Origin of the sequence: Flavonifractor sp. An100 (assembly GCF_002161175.1) — a bacterium.
In the GTDB taxonomy this organism is placed as follows: Bacteria; Bacillota; Clostridia; order Oscillospirales; family Oscillospiraceae; genus Lawsonibacter.
This window is the reverse complement of record NZ_NFMA01000013.1, coordinates 18,657-42,278: the sequence shown is the minus strand read 5'-3', so window position 1 is coordinate 42,278 and position 23,622 is coordinate 18,657. Positions and strand designations below refer to the sequence as shown.

Genomic DNA, 23,622 nt, shown 5'->3' with positions numbered 1-23,622 from the left:
TAAACGACCGAATCGTCCGGCTTTTCCCAGAAGCCTTGCCTTCAAGGGATCCGTAAGACTCCCGTCCCCCCGCAGGGACAGCGGCCGCAGGCCGCTCCCAAATGCGAGCCCAGCGAAGTGGGTCGCATTTGGAGAGGAGAAACAGCGGAGTGACTGAGCCCTCGCACTCGTGCGGGGGCGAGGGATACGGAGCTTGTTTCGACGAGGAGGGGCCATCAAGGCATTCATCAGGAGGTTTTAACAATGAAAGTCAGACCGTCCGTGAAGCCCATGTGCGAGAAGTGCAAAGTCATTAAGCGCAAGGGCAAAGTCATGGTAATTTGCGAAAACCCCAAGCATAAGCAGAGACAAGGTTAATTGGAGGTGCTGTAACAAATGGCTCGTATTGCCGGTATTGACCTGCCGAAGGAAAAGAGAATCGAGATCGGCCTCACTTATATCTACGGCATTGGGCGCACCAGCGCCAACAAGATCCTGGCCCAGGCCGGGATTAACCCCGACACCCGCGTGAAGGATCTGTCCGAGGAGGACGAGGCCAAGCTGCGTGACATCATTGGCCATGAGTACACCGTGGAAGGTGACCTGCGCCGCAACGTGGCGATGGACATCAAGCGGCTGACCGAAATCGGCTGCTACCGCGGCATCCGTCACCGTAAGGGTCTGCCCGTGCGTGGTCAGCGGTCCAAGACCAATGCCCGTACCCGCAAGGGTCCCAAGCGCACTGTGGCCAACAAGAAGAAGTAAGGAGGGATAAGCAATGGCTACTGCTAATACCAAGGGCAAGAAAGTTGTCCGTAAGCGCCGTGAGCGCAAGAATGTGGAGAAGGGCCAGGTGCATATCCGCTCTTCCTTTAACAACACCATGGTCACCGTTACCGATTCCCAGGGTAACGCCCTGTCCTGGGCTTCCTCCGGCGGCCTGGGCTTCCGTGGTTCCCGTAAGTCCACCCCCTTCGCCGCTCAGACGGCTGCTGAGACTGCCGCCAAGGCCGCGATGGAGTATGGCCTGAAGACCGTGGAGGTCTTCGTCAAGGGCCCCGGCGCCGGCCGTGAGGCCGCCATCCGGGCGCTGCAGGCTGTGGGTCTGGAAGTCACCCTCATCAAGGACGTGACTCCCGTTCCCCACAACGGCTGCCGGCCCCCGAAGCGCCGCCGCGTCTGATCAGAGAAGGAGGTTTTTGACACATGGCTAGAAATATGCAGCCCATCGCCAAGCGGTGCAAGGCCCTCAACCTGTCTCCCGCCGCCATGGGCTATGCCAAGAAGAACACCAACCGCAACCAGACCAACATGCGCAAGAAGAAGTCCGAGTATGCCATGCAGCTGACCGAGAAGCAGAAGGTCAAGTTTGTCTACGGCATCATGGAGAAGCAGTTCCATATGTACTATGAGAAGGCTTCCCGCATGCAGGGCAAGACCGGTGAGAACCTGCTCACCCTCATCGAGCGCCGTCTGGACAACGTGGTCTACCGCCTGGGCTTCGCCCAGACCCGTCGTGAGGCCCGTCAGCTCACCACCCACGGCCACTTCACCGTCAACGGCCAGCGGGTGGACATCCCCTCCTACCTGGTCAAGCCCGGCGACGTGATCGAGGTTCGGGAGAAGAGCCGCTCCTCCGTCAAGTTTAAGCGCCTGCTGGGTGAGGACGCCCCCGTGGTGAACCTGCCCAAGTGGCTGGACCGCGCTAAGAACACCCTCCAGGGCACCGTCGTTGCCATGCCCACCCGGGACGACATCGACTTCCCCGTGGAAGAGCACCTCATCGTCGAGCTGTATTCTAAGTAATGCTTTTCCGCCCCTCCCCTCCGGAGCCTTCCGGAGAGGAGCGGCGGCCTAGACTTAGACAACCCTCAGATATTGGTGAGCTGAATCAGGCGGCCGCAGTGGGCCGCCGAGAAAAGGAGGGTATCCTAGCATATGGTAGAAATCGAAAAGCCCCGCATCGAATGCATAGAAAATCCCGGCGACGCCTCTTACGGCAAGTACGTGGTGGAGCCCCTGGAGCGGGGCTACGGCACCACTCTGGGCAACTCCCTGCGCCGGATCCTGCTGTCTTCTCTGCCTGGCACCGCGGTGACCTCCATCAAGATCGCCGGTGTCCAGCATGAGTTTACCTCCATCCCCGGCGTGAAGGAGGACGTGACCGAGATCGTCCTCAACGTCAAGGGAATCATTGCCAAGCTGTACTGCGAAGGCACCAAGACCGTCCACATCGAGTGTGCCGGTGAGTGCAAGGTGACCGCCGGAGACATCAAGGCTGACTCCGACGTGGAGATCCTCAACCCCGACCTCCATATCGCCACCCTGGGTCCCGACGCCACCCTGTCCATGGAGCTGACTTTGTCCCACGGCCGGGGCTATGTCTCCGCCGACAAGAACAAGTCCGCCCAGACCGTGATCGGCGTGATCCCTGTGGACTCCATCTACACCCCCGTGCGCAAGGTCAACTATACGGTGGAGAACACCCGCGTGGGTGACGCCACCGACTACGATAAGCTGACCCTGGAGGTGTGGACCAACGGCACCATCGACGCCCGCGACGCGGTGTCCCTGGGCGCCCGTATCCTGTGCGACCACTTCACCCTGTTCACCGACCTCAGCGAGACCATGGGCAACAAGTCCACCGTGGTGGAGAAGGCTGAGACCCAGCGGGACAAGGTGATGGAGATGACCATCGACGACATGGACCTGTCCGTGCGTTCCTATAACTGCCTGAAACGGGCCAACATCAACACGGTGGAGGACCTGATCTCCAAAACCGAGGAAGAGATGATGAAGGTTCGGAACCTGGGCCGCAAGTCCCTGGAAGAGGTCATCAACAAGCTGGCCATGATGGGCCTGTCCCTGGCCAGCGACGATAACAATTAAAACGCTCCTCCCTGAGGGCGTTTGGGGCAGCGAGGAAGGTATGTAACGTTCCGCTTCCCGTGCGGCCCAAGGGCCGTCCCGATTTTGGGTGTCCCGGACCCCGTTTGGGGTCCGCTGAACGAATTTATGTTGGATCTCGCCACGCGAGGTCGAAGGAGAGTTTGCTATGTCTCTGAAGAATCGTAAGCTGGGCCGCACCAGCGATCAGCGCAAGGCTATGCTCCGCGCCATGGTGACCTACCTGCTGGAGAACGGCCAGATCAAGACCACCGTTACCCGCGCCAAGGAAGTCGCCCCCGTGGCCGAGAAGATGATCACCCTGGCTAAGGACAACACCCTGACCTCTTACCGTCAGGCTCTGGCCTTCATCACCAAGGAGGATGTGGCCAACAAGCTGTTCAAGGAGATCGGGCCCAAGTACGCCGACCGCAACGGCGGCTACACCCGTATCGTCCGCATTGGCCCCCGGCGTGGCGACGCCGCCGAGATGGCTATTATTCAGCTGGTGTAATCCAGGTCCGGCTGACCATCCCAAAGGCAACACAAAGCGCCCGTCCCTCTGGGGACGGGCGCTTTTTTTGTGGCGGCGCCGCGCCGGGTAGGAATGGGGGCCCCGGGAAAGGGCAAAGCCCTTTTCTGGGGGGAGGAGGAGCCGCGGACTGAGTGAGCCCTGCCGCTGACGGCGGGGCGAAGGATAGGGAGCGGGCGACGACGAGGTGACGCCGCCGAGATGGCCATCATCCAGCTGGTGTAATCCAGGTCCGGCTGACCATCCTAAAGGCAACACAAAGCGCCTGTCCCTATGGGGACGGGCGCTTTTTTTGCGGCGGCTAGGCGCAAAACAGGAAGCACAGCGGCGGCAGGCCGCAAGGGCAGTGGCAAAGTTGCCGGCAGTCTGCTATAATGGGGAAAAGGAACCTTGTCAAGCAACCAAAGGAGCGAAGACCAATGAAAATTATTGATGCCCACCTGCACCTCTTCCCCCCCGACCCACGTACCGATGAGATGGCCCGTGGGGTAGGACACGAAAATTCTGTGGACCACCTGCGGCAGGTCTATGGGGAGCTGGAGATGGTCCACGGGGTGGTGATGGGAAACCGCAGCCTGGAGGTGAGCTACCACAATTACCCCTCCGACCTTTTCCACTACTGCGTGGGTCTGGACAGCACCTTGATGGAGGGGGGAAAACGGCTCATCCCCGACCTGCCCGACATCGTAGAGGAGCACCTGAAGCGGGAGGCGTGCTGCGGGGTGAAGCTGTACCCGGGCTATAACCGGGTGTGGCTCTACGACCCCATGTATGAGCCTATTTATCAGCTGTGCGCCCGGTACGACAAGCCGGTGGCCATCCACATGGGGCTCACCGCCTATCCCCGGGCCCATTTGAAATACTGCCACCCCCTGGTGCTGGACGAGGTGGCTGCCGATCACAAGCGCACCCGGTTTGTCATGTGCCACTTCGGCAACCCCTTCCTGGAGAGCGCCGCCGCCGTGGTGGAGAAAAATCCCAACGTGGCCACCGATCTGTCGGGACTGCTGGAGGGACGGGTGGATCTGGAGCGGTATTTCCAGGAGCAGGCGGGCTATGTGGGGCTGCTGCGCACCTGGCTGACCGCCATCTGCCAGTGGGACGATGTGATGTACGGCACCGACTGGCCCATTGTCAACCTGGGGGAGTATATCCGCTTTATCCAGGGTATCGTTCCCCAGGAGCACTGGGAGCAGGTGTTTTTTCATAACGCCAACCGCATTTACGGTCTGGGACTGGAGGAATAAGAATCAGGGCCGCCGGAGTTCCGGCGGCCCTTTCTATTTGGTCAGAGACTATTTCAACAACCGCCGCAGCCACTTCATCTGCTGAGGGGTGTAGGGCGGGTAGCGCAGGGGCATGTCCACTGTAGTGGAGGCCTGGAAAATCCCCTTGGTATGGGAGAAGGTGTCGAAGGAGTATTTGCCGTGGTAGGCCCCCATGCCGCTGTTCCCAACGCCGCCGAAGGGCAGACGGGAGGAGGCCAGGTGGAGGATGGTGTCGTTGACACAGCCGCCCCCGAAGGGCACCGTGCGGAGGATCTCCCGCCGGACCGCCCGGTCCTCAGAAAAGAGGTAGAGGGCCAGCGGGCGGGGTCGGGACCGAATGAAGTCCACCGCCTGGGAGAGGTGGTCGAAGGAGAGAATGGGCAGGATGGGCCCGAAGATCTCCTCCCCCATCACCGGGTCGTTGGGGGTCACCCGGTCCATGAGGGTGGGCTGAATTTTTCGGCGGTCCGGGTCGCTTTCCCCGCCGAAGATCACCTTCTCCCGGTCCATGAGCCCCAAAAGGCGGTCAAAGTGCTTTTGGTTGATGATGGAGACATAGTCGGGGTTGGACAGGGGGTCCGGGCCGTAGAGGGCGCTGCACCAGTGCTTCAGCCGCTCCACCAGATCCTCCTTCACCGAGGCGTGGACTAGCAGGTAGTCCGGGGCCACACAGGTCTGCCCAGCGTTGAGCAGCTTACCGAAGGCGATGCGCTTGGCGGCCAGGTCCAGCTTGGCGGTGGCATCCACCAGGCAGGGGCTCTTGCCCCCCAGCTCCAGGGTGACGGGGGTGAGATGGGCGGCGGCCTTCTCCATGACCTGCCTACCCACGGCGGTACCGCCGGTGAAGAAGATGTAGTCAAATTTCTCCTCCAGAAGGGCCTGGTTCTCCGCCCTTCCTCCCTCCACCACCGCCACATAGTCGGGGGGAAAACAGGCGGAGAGGAGCTTTTGCAGCACGGCGGAGGAGGCGGGGGCGTAGGCTGAGGGCTTGAGCAGACAGCAGTTGCCCGCCGCCAGAGCTCCAATGAGGGGCTCCAGGGAAAGGAGAAGGGGGTAATTCCAGGGGGCCATAATGAGGGTCATCCCGTAGGGCTCCTGGTACACCCGGCAGGAGCCGGGGAACTGGGCCAGAGAGGGACGGACCGGGCGGGGCTTGACCCACCGGGGGAGATGACGGCGGACGTGGGACAGCTCAGCGCGGAGCATCCCTACCTCGCACTGATAGCCCTCCCCGGCGGACTTGTTCAGGTCCGCCTTTAACGCGGAGAGCAGCTCCTCCTCCCCTTCCCGCAGGGCCCGGTCCAGCTTAGCCAGCGCCTCCAGGCGGAAGGACAGGTCCAGGGTTGCCCCGGTGCGGAAAAAGGCCCGCTGCCGGGCTACAAGGGTGTGAATATCCATAGTGGTCTCCTTTGGAATATAATTGCCTTTATTATATCCACTTTCCCGGGAAAAGAAAAGCTTGACAGGATGGGAAGGGGGAACCTAGAATCGAAGGAAAGAGCAAAGGAGTGTGTGCCATGGAAGGACTGGAACAGGCCATTGCCCGGCGGATCGAGGAATTTAGCCGCTTTACCGCCACCCCCGGCCAGGGGTGTACCCGTCTCCCCTTCAGCAAGGAGACTAGGGCGGCGGCGGAGTACCTGAAGGAAGCGATGGGGCAGCTGGGGCTGGAGGTATGGGAGGACCAGGCCGGAAGCGTCTTTGGGCGGCTGGCCGGCCGGGACCGGAGCCTGCCCTGTGTGATGTGCGGCTCCCATCTGGACTCGGTGGTCTCCGGGGGCAACTACGACGGGGCGGGGGGAATCATGTGCGCCCTGGAAATGGCTCGCCGCCTGGACCGGGAAAAGCTGGAGCGGGACTTTGTGGTGTGCGCCCTGATGGACGAGGAGGGCTGCCGCTTTGGCGGGGGCTACTTTGGTTCCTTGTCCGTCATGGGAAAGATCGACGCGGCATACTGCCGCCGGGTGAAGGACCCGGAGGGGGTGAGCGTGGCGCAACAGATGAAGGCATACGGCCTGGACCCGGAGGACATCGCCCAGGCGGCCTGGGCCCCCGGCTCCATCGGGGATTACCTGGAAATCCACGCCGAGCAGGGGCCTGTGTTGGACCAGCAGGGGGTCCCCCTGGGTCTGGTGACGGGGATCGTGGGCATCCGCCGGTATGAGGTGACCGTCCTGGGCCAGAGCAACCACGCGGGGACCACCCCTATGGACCAGCGGAAGGACGCCCTGACGGGGGCGACCCGGGTGTTTCTCCAGGTGGAGGAGCTGGCCCAGGCGCGGGGGGACTGTGTGGCTACGGTGGGCCGCATCCAGGCCTTCCCCGGCTCCTATAACATTATCCCCGGCCGGGCGGAGTTCCTTTTGGAGATGCGGGCCCTGGAGCAGGAGCGGCTGGAGGAGCTGGAGGGGGCGCTGAACCAGGCGCTGGAGGAGGCCCGGGCCGCCGGGCTGGAGGTACGGCTGGAACCCACCTCGGCCTCGGAGCCGGTGCGCCTCTCCCCCACCCTACTGCGGTACAACCGGGAGGCCTGCACCCGGCTGGGCATCCCCTGCCTGGAGCTGGCCTCAGGGGCGGGACACGACGCTCAGATTATCGCCGGAGGGGCCCGGGCGGCCATGCTCTTTGTGCCCAGCCGGGGCGGACTGAGCCACTGTCCCCAGGAGTGGAGCGACAGTGCCCATCTGGCCCAGGCCGTTCAGGTGGGGCTGGAGCTGGTGGGGCAGCTGCAGCAAGAAAAATAATCTCGGAGGAAAATCATCCCAGCGGGACCGTCTGCCTTCCTAGAGAGAGGGCCGGACGGTCCCGCTATTTTTGTGGGTTTTGCGCATAGAAAAAGGGGGGCGATTGTTGTAAAATACAACAGTTGAGTTTTGCAACAAAGGAGGGAGAAGGATGCAAGACCGAGTGGATGTTTTTCGCCGGGTGGAGCGACAGTATCTTCGGGACCGGCTGGGAGACAAGGGCTTGCAGGTGTTGGACAGCATGGTCATCCGGCTGCTGGCCCGGCTGGGCCGAATGCGCCAGGAGGACATTGTCCACAAGCTGGTGCTGGACAAAAGCGCGGTGGCCCGGACGCTGGCCCGGCTGGAGGAAGCGGGATTGGTGGAGCGGGCGGTGAGCGACCGCTGCCGGCGGGAGAAGCTGGTGGCCCTGACCCAAGCGGGTATGGAGTCCTGCCAGTATATTGAACGTGTGCTGGAGGAGTGGAAGGAGATCTGCTACCGGGGGTTTTCCACCTGGGAGCGGGAGCAATATGACGCCTTCTTGTCCCGGATTACCGACAATGTGACCCAATACAAGTGGAGTGAGGAAGAAAGAGAGGAGACCCATGGTTAAAAATCTGACACAGGGCAAGCCCCTGCCCCTGCTGTTTTTCTTTTCCCTGCCCATGGTGGCGGGCAACCTGTTCCAGCAGCTGTACAACATGGTGGACACCGCCGTGGTGGGCAAGTTTGTGGGCGAGGACGCGGTGGCGGCCGTGGGCTCCTCCTTCCCCATCGTCTTTCTCTCCGTGGCAGTGGCCTCGGGACTGTCCATGGGGTGTAACGTGGTGGTGTCCCAGCTCTTTGGAGGCAAGCGCATCCATGAGATGAAGTCCACCATCTCCACCGCCATTATCGCCCTGAGCGTGCTGGGCCTCATCATCATGGCCCTGGGCACCGTGCTGGCTGGTCCCCTGCTGACTCTGCTGGGCACCGACGCCGACATCATGGCCGACTCCCAGACCTATTTACGCATTTACTTTGGAGGAGCGGTGTTCCTCTTCCTCTACAATACCCTCAACGGCATCTACAACGCCCAGGGGGACAGCCGAACCCCCCTCATTTTCCTCATGATCTCCAGCCTGACCAACATCGTGCTGGACCTGCTTTTCGTCATCCGGTTTAACATGGGGGTGGCGGGGGTGGCCTGGGCCACCCTCATCGCCCAGGGGATGTGCGCGGTGGCCTCTCTGCTGGTGATGTACCGCCGCCTGAAGCGCATGCCCTGTGAGCCGGGCAAGGAGGGGGTCAAGGTGCCCCTGTTCCACATGCTGGCTGTGCGCCGCATCGCCAAGATTGGCCTGCCCTCCATGCTCCAGCAGTCCCTGGTCTCCCTGTCCATGATGATGATGCAGGGACTGGTCAACTCCTTCGGCAAGGTGCTGGTGGCCGGCTACACCGCTGCTACCAAAATCGACACCCTGGCCATGCTCCCCAACATGAACTTCTCCAACGCCATGTCCAGCTACACCGCCCAGAACATCGGCGCGGGCAAGTATGAGCGGGTGAAGGAGGGCCTGAAGGCCTGCCTGTTCATGGTGGTGGTCTTCTCCCTGCTCATCACCATTATCATCTTCCTCTTTGGTAGCCAGCTCCTCTCCCTGTTCCTGGACCCGGGGGATACCTCCGGCGCCCTGGGCTATGGCCTGACCTATATGAAGACGGTGTCCATGTTCTATATCCTCATGGGCCTGCTCTTTGTCTCCAACGGCATGCTCCGGGGAGCGGGAGACATGGGAGCCTTTACCCTGAGCTCCATGGCCAACCTCTTCTCCCGGGTGGCCATCGCCTATGCCCTGGTCTACCTCACCCCCCTGGGGGCTAACGCCATCTGGTGGTCCATCCCCGCCGGCTGGGCGGTGGGCTCGGTGGTCTCCCTGCTGCGGGTGAAAAGCGGTAAGTGGAAGCGGGACTCGGTGGCCGAGATGGAGTGAGCAAACATCTTTGGGAACAAAAACCCCCGGAAGGACCAGCTTGGTCCTTCCGGGGGTTTTTCATGGAGGTGCGGCCTCAGGATGCCGCACCGTTTTCATAAATGATGAGGGTTTCTGTGGAAGTGACCATGGGGATGGGTCGAAAAAACAGATGAAGCGCCCAGGCGGCGGCGAGGAGACAGAGAAAAATTAAAAAGAGGAGTACGCCCCGGCCAAGATATTTACGGCGGCGCTGATAGCGCAGCAGAGACTCCTGGTCCAGGGTGTCCAGGTAGCCCCGGGCCAACTCCTTTGGGTCGCCCAGGAACGCGACAATCTGGCTGGGAGAGACCCCGGGGTTGCCCAGGCGAAAGTCCTCCGCCATGCGGCGGGCGTCAGCCAGAAACCGCCTGCGGTCCTTAGATGGACAGGGCAGCAGCTCTCGGAGCCGGCGGAAGTAGTGTTTTAATTCCCCTGTGCGCTCCATGAAAGCGGCTCCTTCCGTTTCAGGTTGAGGATCTGGTCCACGGTGCTGGTAAATTGGAGGTATTCCGCAGTAATTTGCTCCAGATAAGCGGCTCCGGCTTCGGTAATGGTAAAGTAGATGCGCACCCGGTTGTCCTCCGACACCACCTTGCCGTACTCCTTAATAAACCCAAAGTCCTGCAGGCGGTAAATGGACAAATACAGGGTGTTAAAGGTGATGGTTCCGCCGCTGAGGGATTCAATCTGATTCATCATCTCATAGGTGTACATGGGTTTTTGCCCCAGCAGATGCAGCACCAGCATCTCGGTGGTGGCCTTTTTGAGGGATTCCCGGATTCCGGCAGGGGTCCCGCTGTGCTTTGCTTTTGGCTCCATCCTGGTTCCCTCCTTTCTACTGCCATCAGTATAGGTGGATAAATACTTATTTGTCAACCATAATTTTTATTGACAAATATATATACGGGTGATATCTTACAAGCAAGAGAACCCTGAGGGAAAACGATTGATGAGGAGGTATGATCCATGAAGAAAAGCAAAGTCAGCGGACAGAAACGGGGATTTGTGGCAGGGCTGGTGACGGCGCTGGCCCTGTGCGCCTGCGTCACGGCGTCCCTGGCGGCCACGGGAGCGGTCCAGTTCAACCAGATGGAATTGAGTCTGAACGGTGGAACCCTCCTGCCCAAGGGGGAAAACCTGACCACGGAGAGCGGAGCGTCCATCCCCTCCTCCATCCTCTACACCGATGAGCAGGGGGGCGGCACCACCTACATCCCCATCCGGGTGCTGACGGAGAAGCTGGGCTGGGAGACGGTCTGGGACGGACAGCAGGGGACCCTGGACGTGCGGCTGACCGGAGATCTGGCGCTGAGCCTGATGTCCCTGAACCAGGCGGGGAAGACCTGGGTGGGCCTGATGGAGGAGGTGGAGCCGGTCCAGCCCCAGGAGGGATACAAGCTGCTGGACCAGGTGGAGCACAGCGGCACCCAGCCCTACTGGCACTCCTTCCAGAACCTGGACCTGGAGAAAGGGACCTGCCTGAGCATCACGGTGACCAACAGCGGCAGCGCACCGGTGCGGTTTGACCTGGGCTTTGGGACCTCTGCCCAGGCGTTTACCAGCGACGCCACCCAGGTCCCCGCCGGGGAGACGGTGACCCGGACGGTGAAGCTGCTCTCTCAGGAGGCAGTAAACGAAAGGCTCCTCTCCATCCAGCTGCGGGGGGCGGAGGGGACCGACCACACCCTGGACCTGACGGTGGACGCCGTCCAATTTGACGGCTGACCCTGGGACAAGGACAGACAGCTCCTCAGGCCGGGGCTGCCCATGGAGGCGGCCCCGGCCATTGAGCGGCTGGGCAACGAAAGAGGACCGAGCTGGGGAAGCACCGGAAACATCACGGAGAACGGCCTGGAAAAGGGGAGAAAAACGGGCAGGTTTTTTTCAAAAAAACCTGTCTTTTTTTTGTTGCCTATGATAAAATGACTGGAAAACTGATTTGAAACGGAAAAAGGAGCAAGAGCAAGTCTATGATCACTGTCACCGACCTGAGCCTCAATTACAGCGGCACCCCGCTGTTTTCCCACGTGGACCTGCAGTTCCTCCGGGGCAACTGCTACGGCATCATCGGCGCCAACGGAGCGGGCAAGTCCACTTTCCTGAAAATCCTCTCCGGGGAGCTGGACTCCACCTCCGGTGAGGTGTCCATCCTGCCCAACATCCGCATGTCCGTGCTCAAGCAGGACCAGAACGCCTACGACGCCTATAACGTGATGGACACGGTCATCATGGGCAACCAGCGCCTGTACGACATCGGCAAGGAGAAGGAGGCCCTCTACGCCAAGGAGGAGATGACCGACGAGGACGGAATGCGGGCCTGCCAGCTGGAGGAGGAGTTTGCCGAGCTGGGAGGCTGGGAGGCGGAGTCCGACGCCAGCCGCATCCTCCAGGGCCTGGGCATTGGCACAGAGCTGCACTACAACGACATGGCCACCCTGGACGCCCGCCTGAAGGTGAAGGTGCTCCTGGCCCAGGCGCTGTTCGGCAACCCCGACCTTCTGATGATGGACGAGCCCACCAACAACCTGGACATCGACGCGGTGAACTGGCTGGAGGACTTTTTGCTGGACTTTGAGGGCACCGTCATCGTGGTCAGCCATGACCGCCACTTCCTCAACACCGTGTGTACTCACATCGTGGACATCGACTACGGCAAGATCAAGATGTACGTGGGCAACTACGACTTCTGGTACGAGTCCTCCCAGTTGGTGCAGCAGCTGATCAAGAACCAGAACAAGCGCAACGAGGAGAAGATCAAGGAGTTGCAGGACTTTATCTCCCGCTTCTCCGCCAACAAGTCCAAGTCCAAGCAGGCCACCGCCCGCCGCAAGCTGCTGGATAAGCTCACCGTGGAGGAGATGCCCGCCTCCTCCCGCCGCTATCCCTGGGTGGGCTTCACCCCCGACCGGGAGGTGGGCAAGGACATCCTCTTTGTCACCGACGTGAGCAAGACCATTGACGGGGTAAAGGTGCTGGACAAGGTGTCCTTTATTGTGGGCCACGGGGACAAGATCGCCTTCGTGGGCGACAACGAGAATGCCCACACCGCCCTGTTTAAAATTTTGGCCGGGGAGATGGAGCCCGACGAGGGCACGGTGAAGTGGGGCCAGACTGCCACCTTCTCCTACTTCCCCAAGGACAACACCCCCTACTTCCAGGACAACGACGACAACCTGGTGCAGTGGCTGCGCCAGTATTCCTCCGATCCCCAGGAGCAGTACCTGCGGGGCTTCCTGGGCCGGATGCTCTTCTCCGGGGACGAGGTGTATAAGCCGGTGAAGGTGCTCTCCGGCGGCGAGAAGGTGCGGTGTATGCTCTCCCGGATGATGCTCTCCGGTGCCAATGTCCTCATGCTGGACCAGCCCACCAACCACCTGGATCTGGAGTCCATCGCCGCCCTCAACAAGGGCCTGGAGGCGGTGAAGTGCAACGTGCTGGTGGCCTCCCACGACCATCAGCTCATCCAAACGGTGTGTAACCGGGTCTTTGACTTTACCGCCGACGGGAAGCTCATCGACCGTAAGACCACCTATGACGAATATCTGGAAAGCCAGAAGGAACAGGCCTGACGCCTGGTACAAGGGGCGGGAGCGGTAAGCTCCCGCCCCCTTTGTTTGCCCGGGGTGTTATGGAAATGTTAAATCCTCGTAAAATCTGTTGACGCAGTTCCCCTCAGCCCCTATAATAATACTGGGAACATTTGAGAATCATAAAAAGGAATGGCGGCCAATGGCGGGCCGTGGGAAGGACCGCCGCTCTGTAAGACAGGACATAACTTGGACCAGGTAGGTGCGGGCTGTGTCTTTTTTCTTGGCCGCAAGGAAGGAACGAAAACGAAATGGGAATCACAGATATCCTATCCCTGCTGGGCGGACTAGCCCTGTTTTTGCACGGGATGCAGATGATGAGCTCCGGTCTGGAGGCCGCCGCAGGCAGCCGCATGAAACAGATTTTGGAGCGGCTGACCGCCAACCGCTTTTTGGGCGTGCTGGTGGGTGCCCTTATTACCGCAGTCATTCAGTCCTCCTCCGCCACCACCGTCATGGTGGTTGGCTTCGTCAACGCAGGCATGATGACCCTGAACCAGGCCGTTTGGATCATCATGGGCGCCAACATCGGTACCACCGTCACCGGTCTGCTCATCGCCCTGGACGTGGGTGAGCTGGCTCCCATGTTCGCCTTCCTGGGCGTGGTGCTGATGGTCTTTGTAAAAGAACCCAAGCTACAGCACATCGGCCAGATTTTGGCCGGTCTGGGCGTGCTCTTCATCGGTATGGATATGATGAGCGCCGCCATGTCCCCCCTGCGGGAGTCCGAGGGCTTTATCAGCCTCATGTCCACCTTCTCCAACCCCATTCTGGGCATTCTGGCCGGCACCGGCTTTACTGCCGTCATCCAGTCCTCCTCCGCCTCGGTGGGTATCCTCCAGGCCCTGGCCAACAGCGGAATCATCCAGCTGTCCAGCGCGGTGTTCGTCCTCTTCGGTCAGAATATCGGTACCTGTATCACCGCCGTTTTGGCCGCCATCGGCACCAACCGCAACGCCAAGCGGACCACCATCATCCACCTGATGTTCAACGTCATCGGCACCATTATTTTCACCACCCTCTTTATCCTCTTCCCCATTGCCCATATCATTGACGGCTCCCTCATCCTGCCCGGCGGACTGGGCCAGTCCATCCACGCCCTCATGCCCGGCACTCCCGCCGGCCAGATCGCCCTGACCCACACCAGCTTCAATATTATTACCACCATCATCCTGCTCCCCCTGGGCAATTACCTGGCCAAGCTGGCCGTGCGCATCTTGCCCGAGCTGCCTCAGGAGGAGAGCGACGAGCAGCAGATGAAGCTGGCCTATTTGACCCCCGTCTCCGCCTCCGGCAAGGAGGGCGGCCTGGGTGTGTCCGCCATCGTCATCGACCAGCTGCGCAATGAGCTCAACCGCATGCTCTCCATGGCCCGGGACAACGTGGCCGACAGCTTCCACGCAGTGCTGGCCCGGGATACCGACCAGCTACAGGAGATTGAGGAGCGGGAGGAGTATATTGACTTCCTCAACCGGGAGATCTCCCGCTATGTCTCCCACCTCATTTCCATCGAGACCAACGAGCAGGGCTCGGCTACCGTGAGCAGCTACTTCACCATTTCCGGCAACATTGAGCGAATCGGCGACCACGCCGACAACCTGGCCGGCTATACCCGCCTGCTGGTGAGCAAAAATATTGCCTTCTCCGAGACGGCCCAGGGTGAGATCGTCGCCATGCGGGACATCTGTCTGGAGGCCATCTCCGCCCTGCTCCACCACCGGGCCGGAGAGATGGTCTGGCTGGCCGATGTGGCTCAGCTGGAGCAGCGCATCGACGACATGACCGCCCAGTACCGCCGCAACCAGCTGGATCGGATGCGCACCGGGGACTGCGATCAGGAGTCCTGTATCCTCTACTCTGAGCTGCTCACCGACTTTGAGCGAATTGGCGACCACGTGCTGAACATCGCCCAGGAGCTGACCAAGTCCCAGAGCCACCTGTAAGAAAACCCATCAGATGCCCCATAGACGCGCTGCCCGGAGGAAAACGGGCGGCGCGTTTTTCCTCGCCCTTGACGAACGGTGCCGGGGGCGGTATGATGGGAAAGAATTGAGAGGAGGAGTTCCCCATGACCTATCAGGAAGTTTTGGAACAAGCCCGGGGCTGCATCGGCCCCTATTGTAAAGCCTGCCCGGTGTGCAATGGCCGGGCCTGCAAAAACACCATGCCCGGTCCCGGCGCCAAGGGCAGCGGCACCGTGGCCATCCGCAATTACGACGCCTGGCAGGAGGTGTGCCTGAACATGGACACCATCACCGAGAATGTGCCGGTGGACACCCACTACACCTTCTTCGGCGAGACCTACGACCTGCCCGTCTTTGCCGGACCCGTGGGAGCGGTGAAGCTCCACTACGGGTACAAGTTTACCGACTCGGAGTACAACGCGATCCTGGTCCCCGCCTGTGTTCAGGCTGGCATCGCCGCCTTTACCGGGGACGGCACCGACCGCACCGTCTTTGACGCAGCCTCCAAGGCCATCGGCCAGAACGGGGGCAAGGGCATTCCCACAGTGAAGCCCTGGGACCGGGACACCGTATTTGCCAAGCTGGACGCCGCCAAGGCCTCCGGCGCCAAGGTGTTTGCCATGGATATTGACGCCGCCGGTTTGCCCTTCCTGAAGGGCCTGACCCCTCCCGCCGGCTCCAAGACGGTGGAGGAGCTCCGGGAGATCATTGACTACGCCGGGGTGCCCTTCATCATCAAGGGCATCATGACCGTGGCCGGGGCGAAAAAGGCCCTGGAGGCGGGAGCTGCCGGCATCGTGGTGTCCAACCACGGCGGCCGGGTGCAGGACGGAGTGCCCGCCACCGCCGCCGTCCTCCCTGCCATCGCCGACGCGGTGAAGGGTAAGATGACCATTCTGGTGGACGGAGGCATCCGCTCCGGTGTGGATGTGTGCAAGGCCCTGGCTTTGGGTGCCGACGCCTGTATTCTGGCCCGGCCCTATGTGAACGCCGTCTACGGCGGCGGAGCCGAGGGCGTGAAGGTGCTGACCGACAAGCTCCGCGGGGAGCTGGCGGACACCATGGCCATGTGCGGGGTCCACAGCCTGAGCCAGATCAGCCGGGATCTGATTTTCTAATTCCATACATATTGGTTTTGTGCCGGAACGGCCGCCTCTTTTCGGGGCGGCCGTTTTTTTTAAAAAATTTTCCTTTCTGTGCAGCAAAAACGCTCCCTCACACGTCTAATGGGGTGAAAGGAGGTGGCCCTATGGCTCAGCAATCCAGCCGGCCGGTGGATTGGGAAAATCTGGTCACACAGCATACCCCAAGCCTCTATCGCACCGCTCTGGCCATTCTGGGGAATCCCCAGGAGGCGGAGGACGCGGTGCAGGACGCCTTTCTCACCTTTTTGGAAAAGGCGCCGGACAATTTGGAAAAGCCGGGAGCCTGGCTGACCCGGGTACTGGTCAACGGCTGTAAGAGCCGGCTGCGCCTGGCCTGGCGGCGGGTGGGCCCCCTACCCGACACCCTTCCCGCGGCGGACCCCCAGGAGCGGGCAGAGCTGGAGGAGCTCTTTGCCCTGCCGCCCGCCGACCGGGCGGTAATCCACCTCTATTATTACCAGGGGTACTCCACCCGGGAGATCGCCCGCCTCACCGGCCAGCGGCCGGGGACGGTGCGCTCCCGTCTTGTCCGGGCCCGTTCCAGACTGAAACGATTGCTGGAAGGAGAATCGACATGAATGGATACCGACAGTATATGAACCGGCAGGCCCCATCCCCCCAGCTGATGGACCGACTGCTGGAATTGGAGCCCGGGAGGTCCTCCCGGGGGCCCAGGCCCTGGCGGGCCTGGGCGGCGGCTGCGGCCTGCTGCGCAATCATCCTCGGGCTGTGGCGGCTGGTCCCGTCCCTGGGGCTGGCCACACCCTCCGGCCCTTCCCCCAATCCGGGGACTGTGGCGGGAAGCGGCCAGGGAAATCCAGCGGAACAGGAGGAGATCACCAAGGACTACCTGGTCATGCCCCCGGAGATTCATTATGCGGACAAATCCGCCTCCATGGATCTTGCAGCCTCCATTGCCTTTCCGGACGGCTCCTATGATGTGGAGCTGGGGCAGGAGGAGATTCAGAGTATCTTTACCTCCCGCCAGGAGGAAAACAGCTCCCCCAAGGGGGAGGAGCGGGACTGGATGGAGGTTCTGGGCTGGGAGGACTACGTTCTCACCGGCCGGGCCACCTACGACGGAGAGGGACAGCTGTTCTGGCTCCACATCTGGGGGGAACACCCCAGCGGGGCCTCCTTTACCCTCACCCTCTCCCCCGACCACCTGCCCCCTAACTGTCTGCTGGAGCCCGGCCGCCAGACCAATGAGGTGGGCGGCGTGGCCGTCACCGCCTGGGCCGAGAGCTACGACCAGGACGGAGACGAGGAAACCGAGCATGTGTGCGGCAGCGAGTTTTTAGCCGGGGACGTGGGGGTGCGCTTTGAGAACACCGACAGCCCCTTCGGCTCAGAGTATGACGGACAGACTGATTTAGCGGCGGGGGGCGCCCGGATGCTCAACGCCCTGCTGGTGGGCTATGCCCTGGAGGGAGAAGGACTCCATCTGGATGGGCTGCTCACCAACGGGGATATCCCGGCCTGGGAGGAGCGGGAGTTTGCCTCCCTCCGGCAGGCTCTGGGGGAAGCGGCCTTTGCCCCCTACCTGCCCCAGTCGGAACCGGCGGGCTACGGCGGCTTCTACGGCCGGCGGTCCTACCAGGAGGGAAACTATGACACCCTCTGGGTGCGGTGGAGCCGGGGGTACGACGACGTGGAGGTGCTGGTGCGCTGCCCGGAGGACGGGCAGCTGCCCCAGACGGTGGACGTGGAGCACACAGAGGAATATGACCTGCGCCGATACTCCATCCCCTGGTCTGAACATGTGCCAGAGGCGTACCGGGAGAGCGTGAACTTCCCGGTGTTCCGGGCCCAGGACATGTCCCAGTCGGTGGTGGAGGCCCGGGGCAAGGAAAAGGACACCGGCGGTCTGGCCTTTGACTTCGGCGTTCTCTTCCCCAACGGCGTCACCGTGGAGTACCGCTGCGACGGCCTGAGTGTCCAGGCGGTGTGGAAGATGGTGGAAGGGGCCATCGATGGGGGCAACCTTTAATTTTTTATGAAAAATTTTCCCGCCTCTTGCCGAATAGAACAGATACAGGTATACTAGAAAGGAATTTGCACAGGGAGGGACCAGCACTGGAACAGAAATATATCAGCGTATCCCGCCGGGGAAGCCGGCAAGAACCAGCGCCGCCCTCCAGACGCACCAGCCGCTCCGCTCCGCCCCCCAGGCCGGAGGGCAAGGGAATGCGGCGGAAAAAGCCCCTGCCCGCCCGGCTGTTTTGGGCCTTTTATAAGTTTGCGGTGGTCCTCTCCGCCGTGATCGTGGCGGGGTTCGTGGCCTATCAGATGTTCATTAAGCCCCCACCCATCCCCCAGACCTCCGACCCCGGAAACACAGGCACCGCGCTGCCCACCGGCGACACCAGCCAGGTGGAGGAGGAGCCGGTGCGTGAGCGCCGGGAGGGGGTATACAACTTCGTCCTGCTGGGCAAGGACGTGGACAGCGGCAACACCGACAGCATCATTGTGGTCAGCTACGACGTGCCCAACAAAAAGGTGGGTATGATCTCTATCCCTCGGGACACAGCGGTGGAGCGCACCTGGCGGAAGCAGCCCAAAATCAACGGGGCCTTCTATGGAGCGGGGGCCGATGTGCTCAAGGAGGAGATCGAGCACACCTTTGGCATCCCCATCGACTACTACATCCTGGTGGACCTGAAGGGGTTCATCGCCCTGGTGGACGAGCTGGATGGCGTAGAGGTGGACATCCCCCTGGACATGAACTACGACGACCCCATCCAAAACCTACATATCCACTTCTCCAAGGGCACCCAGACCCTCAGCGGCCAGGAGGCCATGGAGGTGGTGCGCTACCGCCATGACAACAAGGACAGCCCCAATTACCTGGCCAACCAGTGGTACACCGATGTGCAGCGGGGAGAGATGCAGCGCCAGGTGCTGATGCAGCTGGCCAAGAAGGTGGTCTCCTGGAACTCGGTGGCCAAGGTGACGGAGTTTGTCTCCATTTTCAATGAGTACGTGAAGACCGATCTATCAGTCACCGACATGATCTACTTTGCCACCCAGGCCCTCCAGGTGGACCTGTCCACCGGCGTGACCCAGGGCACCCTGGAGGGGGACGGAAATGCCACCTGTAAGGGATTCCAATACTGCTTCGTCTATGAGGCGGAGGACATCCTCCCCGTTCTCAATGAGCAGGTCAACCCCTACAACATGCCCTTGACGGAGGAGGACCTCCATCTCATGAAGCCCGACAGCTGAATCAAACAAAAAAACCCCGGAGGACGGCCGTCCTCCGGGGGTTTTGCTTCTATGGGAAGGTTATTCCAGACCCAGGGTCTGAATGAGCAGATTGCGCAGGGAAATGGCGCTTTGCTTGTTCATCACGATGGAGGCCACCTGCTCGGCGTTGGGGGTGGCCACATTCTCCAGGCCCTTGGGGGTGATGGTGATGGCGGTCTCCATGTACTTATAGGTCATGTCCAGGGTGACCTCCAGGATTTCTCCTTCCTTGTCCGACACCTTGCGGATGCCGAAGGTGTTGGCGTACTGGGGCTTCATAAGCCCGCCTCCTTTGTAATTGAAATAGTGAGGGGGATGGAGCGGCTGGAACGCCTAACCGGGCAACGGCAATGCCTTGCCGTCCAGCACGGCCTGGGTCAGCTCCTCCCCCTGGTAGCACAGCTTTAGGGAAAAGAAGGGGGTGTCCGTCCGGCCAATCAGGTCCAGGAAAATGGCGTCCCCCGCCCAGTGGGGCAGGGAGAGGAGGGTGGAGCGGGGAATCCACTCCAGCACCCCCTCGTCGCACTCCTTCAGCTCCCCCGTCCAGCCGTCGGCGGTGAACAGGTGCATATATTCCGTGGGCCAGCGGTCGGAGACAAAGGTCACCAGGCCCCGGTAGCGGTAAGAGGTGAGGGTCAGGCCCGTTTCCTCCCGCACCTCCCGGAGCAGACAGTCCTCAGGGCTCTCCTTGTCCTCAAACTTGCCCCCAATGCCAATCCATTTATCGTGGTTGAGGTCGTTTTCTTTCTTGATCCGGTGGAGCATCAGGTAGTCCCCGCCCCGCTGGAGGTAGCACAAGGTGGTATTGATCATGGAAGGTTCCTCCTGTCAGCCCACGTCCGAGGCGTCCACCAAGGCCACATCCACCGTGTAGACCTGCCCGTTGCGCAGGTAGGTGAGAGTGACCATATCCCCCGGGCCCAGGGACAGCTTTAAACGGGCCAGATCCTGAGTGGAGGTCACCTCTTGGCCGTTGGCGGTGAGGATGATGTCGCCGGGCTGGAGGCCCTTGGCGTAGGCGTCACTGTTGGGGTCCACGCTTTGCAGCTCCAGTCCACCCCCCGATACCGGCCGGATGATGACGGTGAAGCCGAAGACGCCGGTGCGAATCTCCTGGCCGTCAATGAGGGAATCTACCACATATTTAACCCGCGTGGAGGGAATGGCAAAGCCCAGTCCCTCCGCCGAGCCGTCGTCGGTGACGATCTTGATGGTGGTGATCCCCACCACCTGGCCGTACTGGTTGATAAGGGCGCCGCCGGAGTTGCCGAAGTTGATGGCGGCGCTGGTCTGGATGAGGACCATGGTGCTCCCGTCCACATCCACCTCCCGGTCCAGGGCGGAGACAATGCCGTCGGTGATGGTGGAGCGGTAGCCCAGAGGGTCGCCGATGGCGGCCACCGGGTCCCCGCACTGGAGCAGGGAGGAGTCCCCAAATTCCGCCGGCGTCAGGCCCTGAGCGTCCACCTTCAGTACCGCCAAATCCTCGTCGGAGTCAAAGCCCACCAGACTGGCTTCCCGGACGGTATTGTCATAAAACACCACCTGAACCTGTTCCGCCCCGGCCACCACATGGGCGTTGGTGACGATATAGCCGTCCTGGGTGAGGACGACGCCGGTGCCGGTGCTGTACTCCTTGGGGGTCTGGGCCTCGATGGAGACCATGGAGGGCAGATTCTTCTCATAAATCTCCGTGTAGGAGAGGGTTTGCCCGCTGGAGGGGGAGAGGGTGAGGGTCACCCCTGTCCCGGTCTGGGCCCGGGGAATGGAGGGGGGCTGGGTGGAATACTCCTGAGTCTGGGAGGGCTGTCCTCCGCTGGGGGGAGACAGAGAAATGTCTCCGCCGGTGGTCAGGAGGAAGAAAACTCCGGTGAGCAGAAACACGCCCAGCAGGACCCCGGCCCCCAGGGCCAGGAAAGGCCACAGATGCCGGCGCCGGCGCCGAGGGCGCAGCACAGGCCGGGCTGGGCGGGCGCCGTCGGGCAGAAAAACGGCCGGCGGCGGAGAAAAGGAGGGGGAGGGCTGCTCCCAGGGCCCTCCCTGCCAAAGATCTGAGTTGCGGTTGTCCAAAACATCCATCGCCCCCTTGGGTGATACTGTGGAAAACGGTTACGCCAGGGTGAGGGTAAAGGTGAACTCCGTCACGCCATCCTCGCTGGTTACGGTAATGTTCTCCTTTAGGTTGCCCAAAATGGTCTTTACGATATACAGACCTAGGCCCACCCCTTCCCGGTCCATAGAACGGGAGTAGTCCGCCTTGTGGAAGCGGTCAAAGAGCAGGGGTAGCTCTTCCGGGGAGATGGTGGCTCCCAGGTTGCGGACACAGGTATAAGCCTTGCCATCCTTTTTAGTGATCTGGACGGTGATGGTGCTGCCCTGGGCGGCAAACTTGGCGGCGTTGTCCACCAGATTGTAGCACACCTGGGTGATGGAGTCCGGGTCGCCCCAGACCATCAGCTTGTCCTCGGGCATCTGCACATCCACATCCAGTCCCCGGCTGGTGATCTTGCCCTCCAGACTGATGAGTACCCGGGAGACCACCTCGGTGAGGTCAAACTGCTCCTGGGCGGTGAGGGTATTTTCTGCCAGGGCATTGAGCCGGCTCAGATCCAGCATCCGCCGCACCAGGCGGGATAGGCGCCGGGTCTCCGAGACGATGATCTGTAGCGACTCCTTCTCCCGTTCCGGGGGGATGGTGCCGTCCAGAATGCCCTCGGCAAAGCCGGCAATGGTGGTCATGGGGGTTTTCAGCTCGTGGGAGACATTGGCAATGAACTCCGAGCGCTGGCTCTCCACCTTGGCCAGGGAGTTTGCCATGGAGTTAAAGGCCTCGGCCAGGGTGCTGATCTCATCGCACCGGCCCTCGTAGCCGGTGACCCGCACATCAAACTCCCCTCGGCCAAACTTTCGGGCCGCTTCCGCCATCTCGTTCAGGGGCCTGGCCTGGTGGGCGGAGGTGATGGTGCTGGCAATGACCGCGATGAGCAGCACCACCACGGCGGAGAAGAAGAAAATGGTGGCGGTGGCCGACCACATCTCTGCCAGGCTGGAGGCGTCCGCTGACACCAACACCAGACCGTGGACAATGGTGTTGCCGGCAATGGTGGAGGAGAACACCGGGCGGGCGGCCATGTACCGCCGTTCGGGATAGATTCCGCCCAGATTGGTCATTCCGGTATAGCTGCCCTGGTCCAATACCTGGGAGACCAGGTTCTCGGGGACTTTGGTGTTTTTGTATTCGTAGAAGTTGTGGCCGTCGGTGGCGTAAATGATCTCGCCGTCGGGATTGGCTACGATGACATAGGAGTCGGAAATCAGGGCGATGGAGGCCACATAGCTGCGGTAGAAATCGTCCTGAATGCTGAGGTAGCGCTGGTAGTAGGAGGACGTGAAACTGACAATATAGCCGGCGTTGCGCTCCATGGAGTCCCGCTTTTCCGAAATAATATAGCGGTAGGACAGGAGCATAAAGGCGGTGGACAGCAGAGTAAAGGAGAGAACGGTGACGCCCACCATCATAGCCAGCTGCCGCTTATACAGGGATCGCAAAGGCGGTCACCTCCTTTGTGTCAATTGGTTCCGCCAACCTCAAACTTATAGCCCACGCCCCACACAGTCTTCAGACGCCACTGGTCGCTGACCCCTTCCAGCTTTTCCCGCAGACGTTTGATGTGCACATCCACCGTCCGGCTGTCTCCGAAGTAGTCAAAGCCCCATACCTCGTCCAGCAGCTGGTTGCGGGTAAAGACCCGGTTGGGGGCGGAGGCCAGGTGGTAGAGAAGCTCCAGCTCCTTTGGGGGGGTATCGATCCGCTGGCCGTCCACCAGCAGCTCGTAGGAGTCCAGGTTGATGACCAGCTTGTCAAAGGACAGCTTCTTCTCCCCCGGCTCCTCCTCCGCTCCCGAGCGGCGCAGCACCGCGTGGATCCGGGCCAGGACCTCCTTCATCTCAAAGGGCTTGACGATGTAGTCGTCCGCCCCGCCCTCCAGGCCGGTGACCTTGTCCTCGGTCTCCCCCTTGGCGGTGAGCATGATTACCGGGGTCTTGTCCGATTCCCGGATCTTTTTCAGCACCGACCAGCCGTCCATCACCGGGAGCATGATATCCAGCAGCACCAGGTCGGGCTGGAAGGTGCGGAAATATTCCACGCCCTTGCCCCCGTCCTTGGCCACCTGGGTCTCAAAGCCCTCTTTTTCCAGGTAGAGGTGGAGCAGCTCGGCGATGTTGCCGTCGTCCTCTACAATTAACACCTTCTTGGGCATAGCAGACACCTCATTTTATGATATAGTCCTTCC

The 23,622-nt window shown here is 61.3% G+C and carries 25 protein-coding genes; 17 read left to right on the top strand and 8 right to left on the bottom strand.

All coding sequences use genetic code 11. The features are described 5' to 3' along the window. Positions 1-243 precede the first annotated feature (243 nt). The 7 genes from rpmJ to B5E43_RS08690 all read left to right on the top strand — a co-directional run bounded on the left by rpmJ (position 244) and on the right by B5E43_RS08690 (position 4,644). The gene (rpmJ, locus tag B5E43_RS08720; protein ID WP_008982609.1) at positions 244-357 is read left to right on the top strand and encodes a 50S ribosomal protein L36; all 114 of its coding nucleotides are present in this window, start codon (positions 244-246) and stop codon (positions 355-357) included. Between the two features lie 18 nt (positions 358-375). After that, entirely contained in the window at positions 376-744 is a 369-nt protein-coding gene (rpsM, locus tag B5E43_RS08715) for a 30S ribosomal protein S13 (protein WP_087395859.1), read from the top strand. 13 nt (positions 745-757) lie between these two features. After that, positions 758-1,162, top strand: a complete 405-nt coding sequence (gene rpsK / locus B5E43_RS08710; RefSeq protein ID WP_087395857.1) for a 30S ribosomal protein S11 — start codon at positions 758-760, stop codon at positions 1,160-1,162. Between the two features lie 23 nt (positions 1,163-1,185). After that, the gene (rpsD, locus tag B5E43_RS08705) at positions 1,186-1,785 is read left to right on the top strand and encodes a 30S ribosomal protein S4 (protein WP_087395855.1); all 600 of its coding nucleotides are present in this window, start codon (positions 1,186-1,188) and stop codon (positions 1,783-1,785) included. A 132-nt stretch (positions 1,786-1,917) separates the two neighbouring features. Then, positions 1,918-2,868, top strand: coding sequence for a DNA-directed RNA polymerase subunit alpha (locus B5E43_RS08700; protein ID WP_087395853.1), 951 nt, complete (start codon positions 1,918-1,920; stop codon positions 2,866-2,868). Positions 2,869-3,034: 166 nt separating this feature from the next. Beyond that, a complete protein-coding gene (gene rplQ / locus B5E43_RS08695; protein WP_087395852.1) occupies positions 3,035-3,379 on the top strand; it encodes a 50S ribosomal protein L17 in 345 nt (114 codons plus the stop codon). 437 nt (positions 3,380-3,816) lie between these two features. Next, positions 3,817-4,644 carry an amidohydrolase family protein gene (locus B5E43_RS08690; RefSeq protein ID WP_087395850.1) on the top strand — a complete coding sequence of 276 codons (828 nt, stop codon included), beginning with the start codon at positions 3,817-3,819 and terminating at the stop codon, positions 4,642-4,644. A gap of 48 nt (positions 4,645-4,692) precedes the next feature. On the opposite strand, the gene B5E43_RS08685 is transcribed toward B5E43_RS08690, so the two are convergent. Continuing rightward, positions 4,693-6,081 carry an aldehyde dehydrogenase gene (locus B5E43_RS08685; RefSeq protein WP_275533004.1) on the bottom strand — a complete coding sequence of 463 codons (1,389 nt, stop codon included), beginning with the start codon at positions 6,079-6,081 and terminating at the stop codon, positions 4,693-4,695. Positions 6,082-6,182: 101 nt separating this feature from the next. On the opposite strand from B5E43_RS08685, the gene B5E43_RS08680 reads away from it, so the two are divergent. The 3 genes from B5E43_RS08680 (at position 6,183) to B5E43_RS08670 (ending at position 9,364) form a co-directional block, all read left to right on the top strand. Beyond that, positions 6,183-7,409, top strand: coding sequence for a Zn-dependent hydrolase (locus tag B5E43_RS08680; protein ID WP_087395846.1), 1,227 nt, complete (start codon positions 6,183-6,185; stop codon positions 7,407-7,409). Positions 7,410-7,560: 151 nt separating this feature from the next. Beyond that, on the top strand, positions 7,561-8,004 hold the full coding sequence (locus B5E43_RS08675; protein WP_087395845.1) for a MarR family transcriptional regulator: 444 nt from the start codon (positions 7,561-7,563) through the stop codon (positions 8,002-8,004). Continuing rightward, the gene (locus tag B5E43_RS08670) at positions 7,997-9,364 is read left to right on the top strand and encodes an MATE family efflux transporter (protein WP_087395843.1); all 1,368 of its coding nucleotides are present in this window, start codon (positions 7,997-7,999) and stop codon (positions 9,362-9,364) included. The genes B5E43_RS08675 and B5E43_RS08670 overlap by 8 nt, the downstream gene beginning before the upstream one ends. Before the next feature lie 76 nt (positions 9,365-9,440). Here B5E43_RS08670 and B5E43_RS08665 read toward each other — a convergent pair whose 3' ends face one another. Further along, on the bottom strand, positions 9,441-9,830 hold the full coding sequence (locus B5E43_RS08665; protein ID WP_087395842.1) for a hypothetical protein: 390 nt from the start codon (positions 9,828-9,830) through the stop codon (positions 9,441-9,443). Beyond that, a complete protein-coding gene (locus B5E43_RS08660; RefSeq protein WP_087395840.1) occupies positions 9,809-10,204 on the bottom strand; it encodes a PadR family transcriptional regulator in 396 nt (131 codons plus the stop codon). Before B5E43_RS08660 ends, B5E43_RS08665 begins: the two co-directional genes overlap by 22 nt. 147 nt (positions 10,205-10,351) lie before the next feature. On the opposite strand from B5E43_RS08660, the gene B5E43_RS08655 reads away from it, so the two are divergent. The 7 genes from B5E43_RS08655 to B5E43_RS08625 all read left to right on the top strand — a co-directional run bounded on the left by B5E43_RS08655 (position 10,352) and on the right by B5E43_RS08625 (position 19,306). Continuing rightward, a complete protein-coding gene (locus B5E43_RS08655) occupies positions 10,352-11,110 on the top strand; it encodes a hypothetical protein (protein WP_087395838.1) in 759 nt (252 codons plus the stop codon). A gap of 245 nt (positions 11,111-11,355) precedes the next feature. Beyond that, positions 11,356-12,954, top strand: coding sequence for an ATP-binding cassette domain-containing protein (locus B5E43_RS08650; protein ID WP_087395836.1), 1,599 nt, complete (start codon positions 11,356-11,358; stop codon positions 12,952-12,954). Positions 12,955-13,223: 269 nt separating this feature from the next. Continuing rightward, the gene (locus B5E43_RS08645) at positions 13,224-14,915 is read left to right on the top strand and encodes a Na/Pi cotransporter family protein (RefSeq protein ID WP_087395835.1); all 1,692 of its coding nucleotides are present in this window, start codon (positions 13,224-13,226) and stop codon (positions 14,913-14,915) included. A 125-nt stretch (positions 14,916-15,040) separates the two neighbouring features. Beyond that, on the top strand, positions 15,041-16,054 hold the full coding sequence (locus B5E43_RS08640; RefSeq protein WP_087395832.1) for an alpha-hydroxy-acid oxidizing protein: 1,014 nt from the start codon (positions 15,041-15,043) through the stop codon (positions 16,052-16,054). 131 nt (positions 16,055-16,185) lie between these two features. Continuing rightward, positions 16,186-16,659: an RNA polymerase sigma factor gene (locus B5E43_RS08635; protein ID WP_087395830.1), complete on the top strand. Its 474-nt coding sequence runs from the start codon at positions 16,186-16,188 to the stop codon at positions 16,657-16,659. Further along, positions 16,656-18,071 (top strand): hypothetical protein, encoded by a 1,416-nt coding sequence (locus B5E43_RS08630; protein ID WP_087395828.1) that lies wholly within the window; start codon positions 16,656-16,658, stop codon positions 18,069-18,071. Before B5E43_RS08635 ends, B5E43_RS08630 begins: the two co-directional genes overlap by 4 nt. Before the next feature lie 197 nt (positions 18,072-18,268). Beyond that, entirely contained in the window at positions 18,269-19,306 is a 1,038-nt protein-coding gene (locus tag B5E43_RS08625; protein ID WP_087395827.1) for an LCP family protein, read from the top strand. Positions 19,307-19,366: 60 nt separating this feature from the next. On the opposite strand, the gene B5E43_RS08620 is transcribed toward B5E43_RS08625, so the two are convergent. From B5E43_RS08620 to B5E43_RS08600, 5 genes are read right to left on the bottom strand one after another with little or no spacing between them, the layout of a single operon-like run. Then, complete coding sequence (locus B5E43_RS08620) at positions 19,367-19,606, bottom strand: hypothetical protein (RefSeq protein ID WP_087395826.1); 240 nt, start codon at positions 19,604-19,606, stop codon at positions 19,367-19,369. Between the two features lie 54 nt (positions 19,607-19,660). After that, a complete protein-coding gene (locus B5E43_RS08615) occupies positions 19,661-20,140 on the bottom strand; it encodes an 8-oxo-dGTP diphosphatase (RefSeq protein WP_087395824.1) in 480 nt (159 codons plus the stop codon). Positions 20,141-20,155: 15 nt separating this feature from the next. Further along, positions 20,156-21,406, bottom strand: coding sequence for a trypsin-like peptidase domain-containing protein (locus tag B5E43_RS08610; RefSeq protein WP_087395822.1), 1,251 nt, complete (start codon positions 21,404-21,406; stop codon positions 20,156-20,158). Positions 21,407-21,436: 30 nt separating this feature from the next. Then, positions 21,437-22,876 (bottom strand): HAMP domain-containing sensor histidine kinase, encoded by a 1,440-nt coding sequence (locus B5E43_RS08605; RefSeq protein ID WP_087395820.1) that lies wholly within the window; start codon positions 22,874-22,876, stop codon positions 21,437-21,439. Between the two features lie 20 nt (positions 22,877-22,896). Then, complete coding sequence (locus B5E43_RS08600) at positions 22,897-23,589, bottom strand: response regulator transcription factor (protein ID WP_087395819.1); 693 nt, start codon at positions 23,587-23,589, stop codon at positions 22,897-22,899. Between the last annotated feature and the right edge of the window lie 33 nt (positions 23,590-23,622).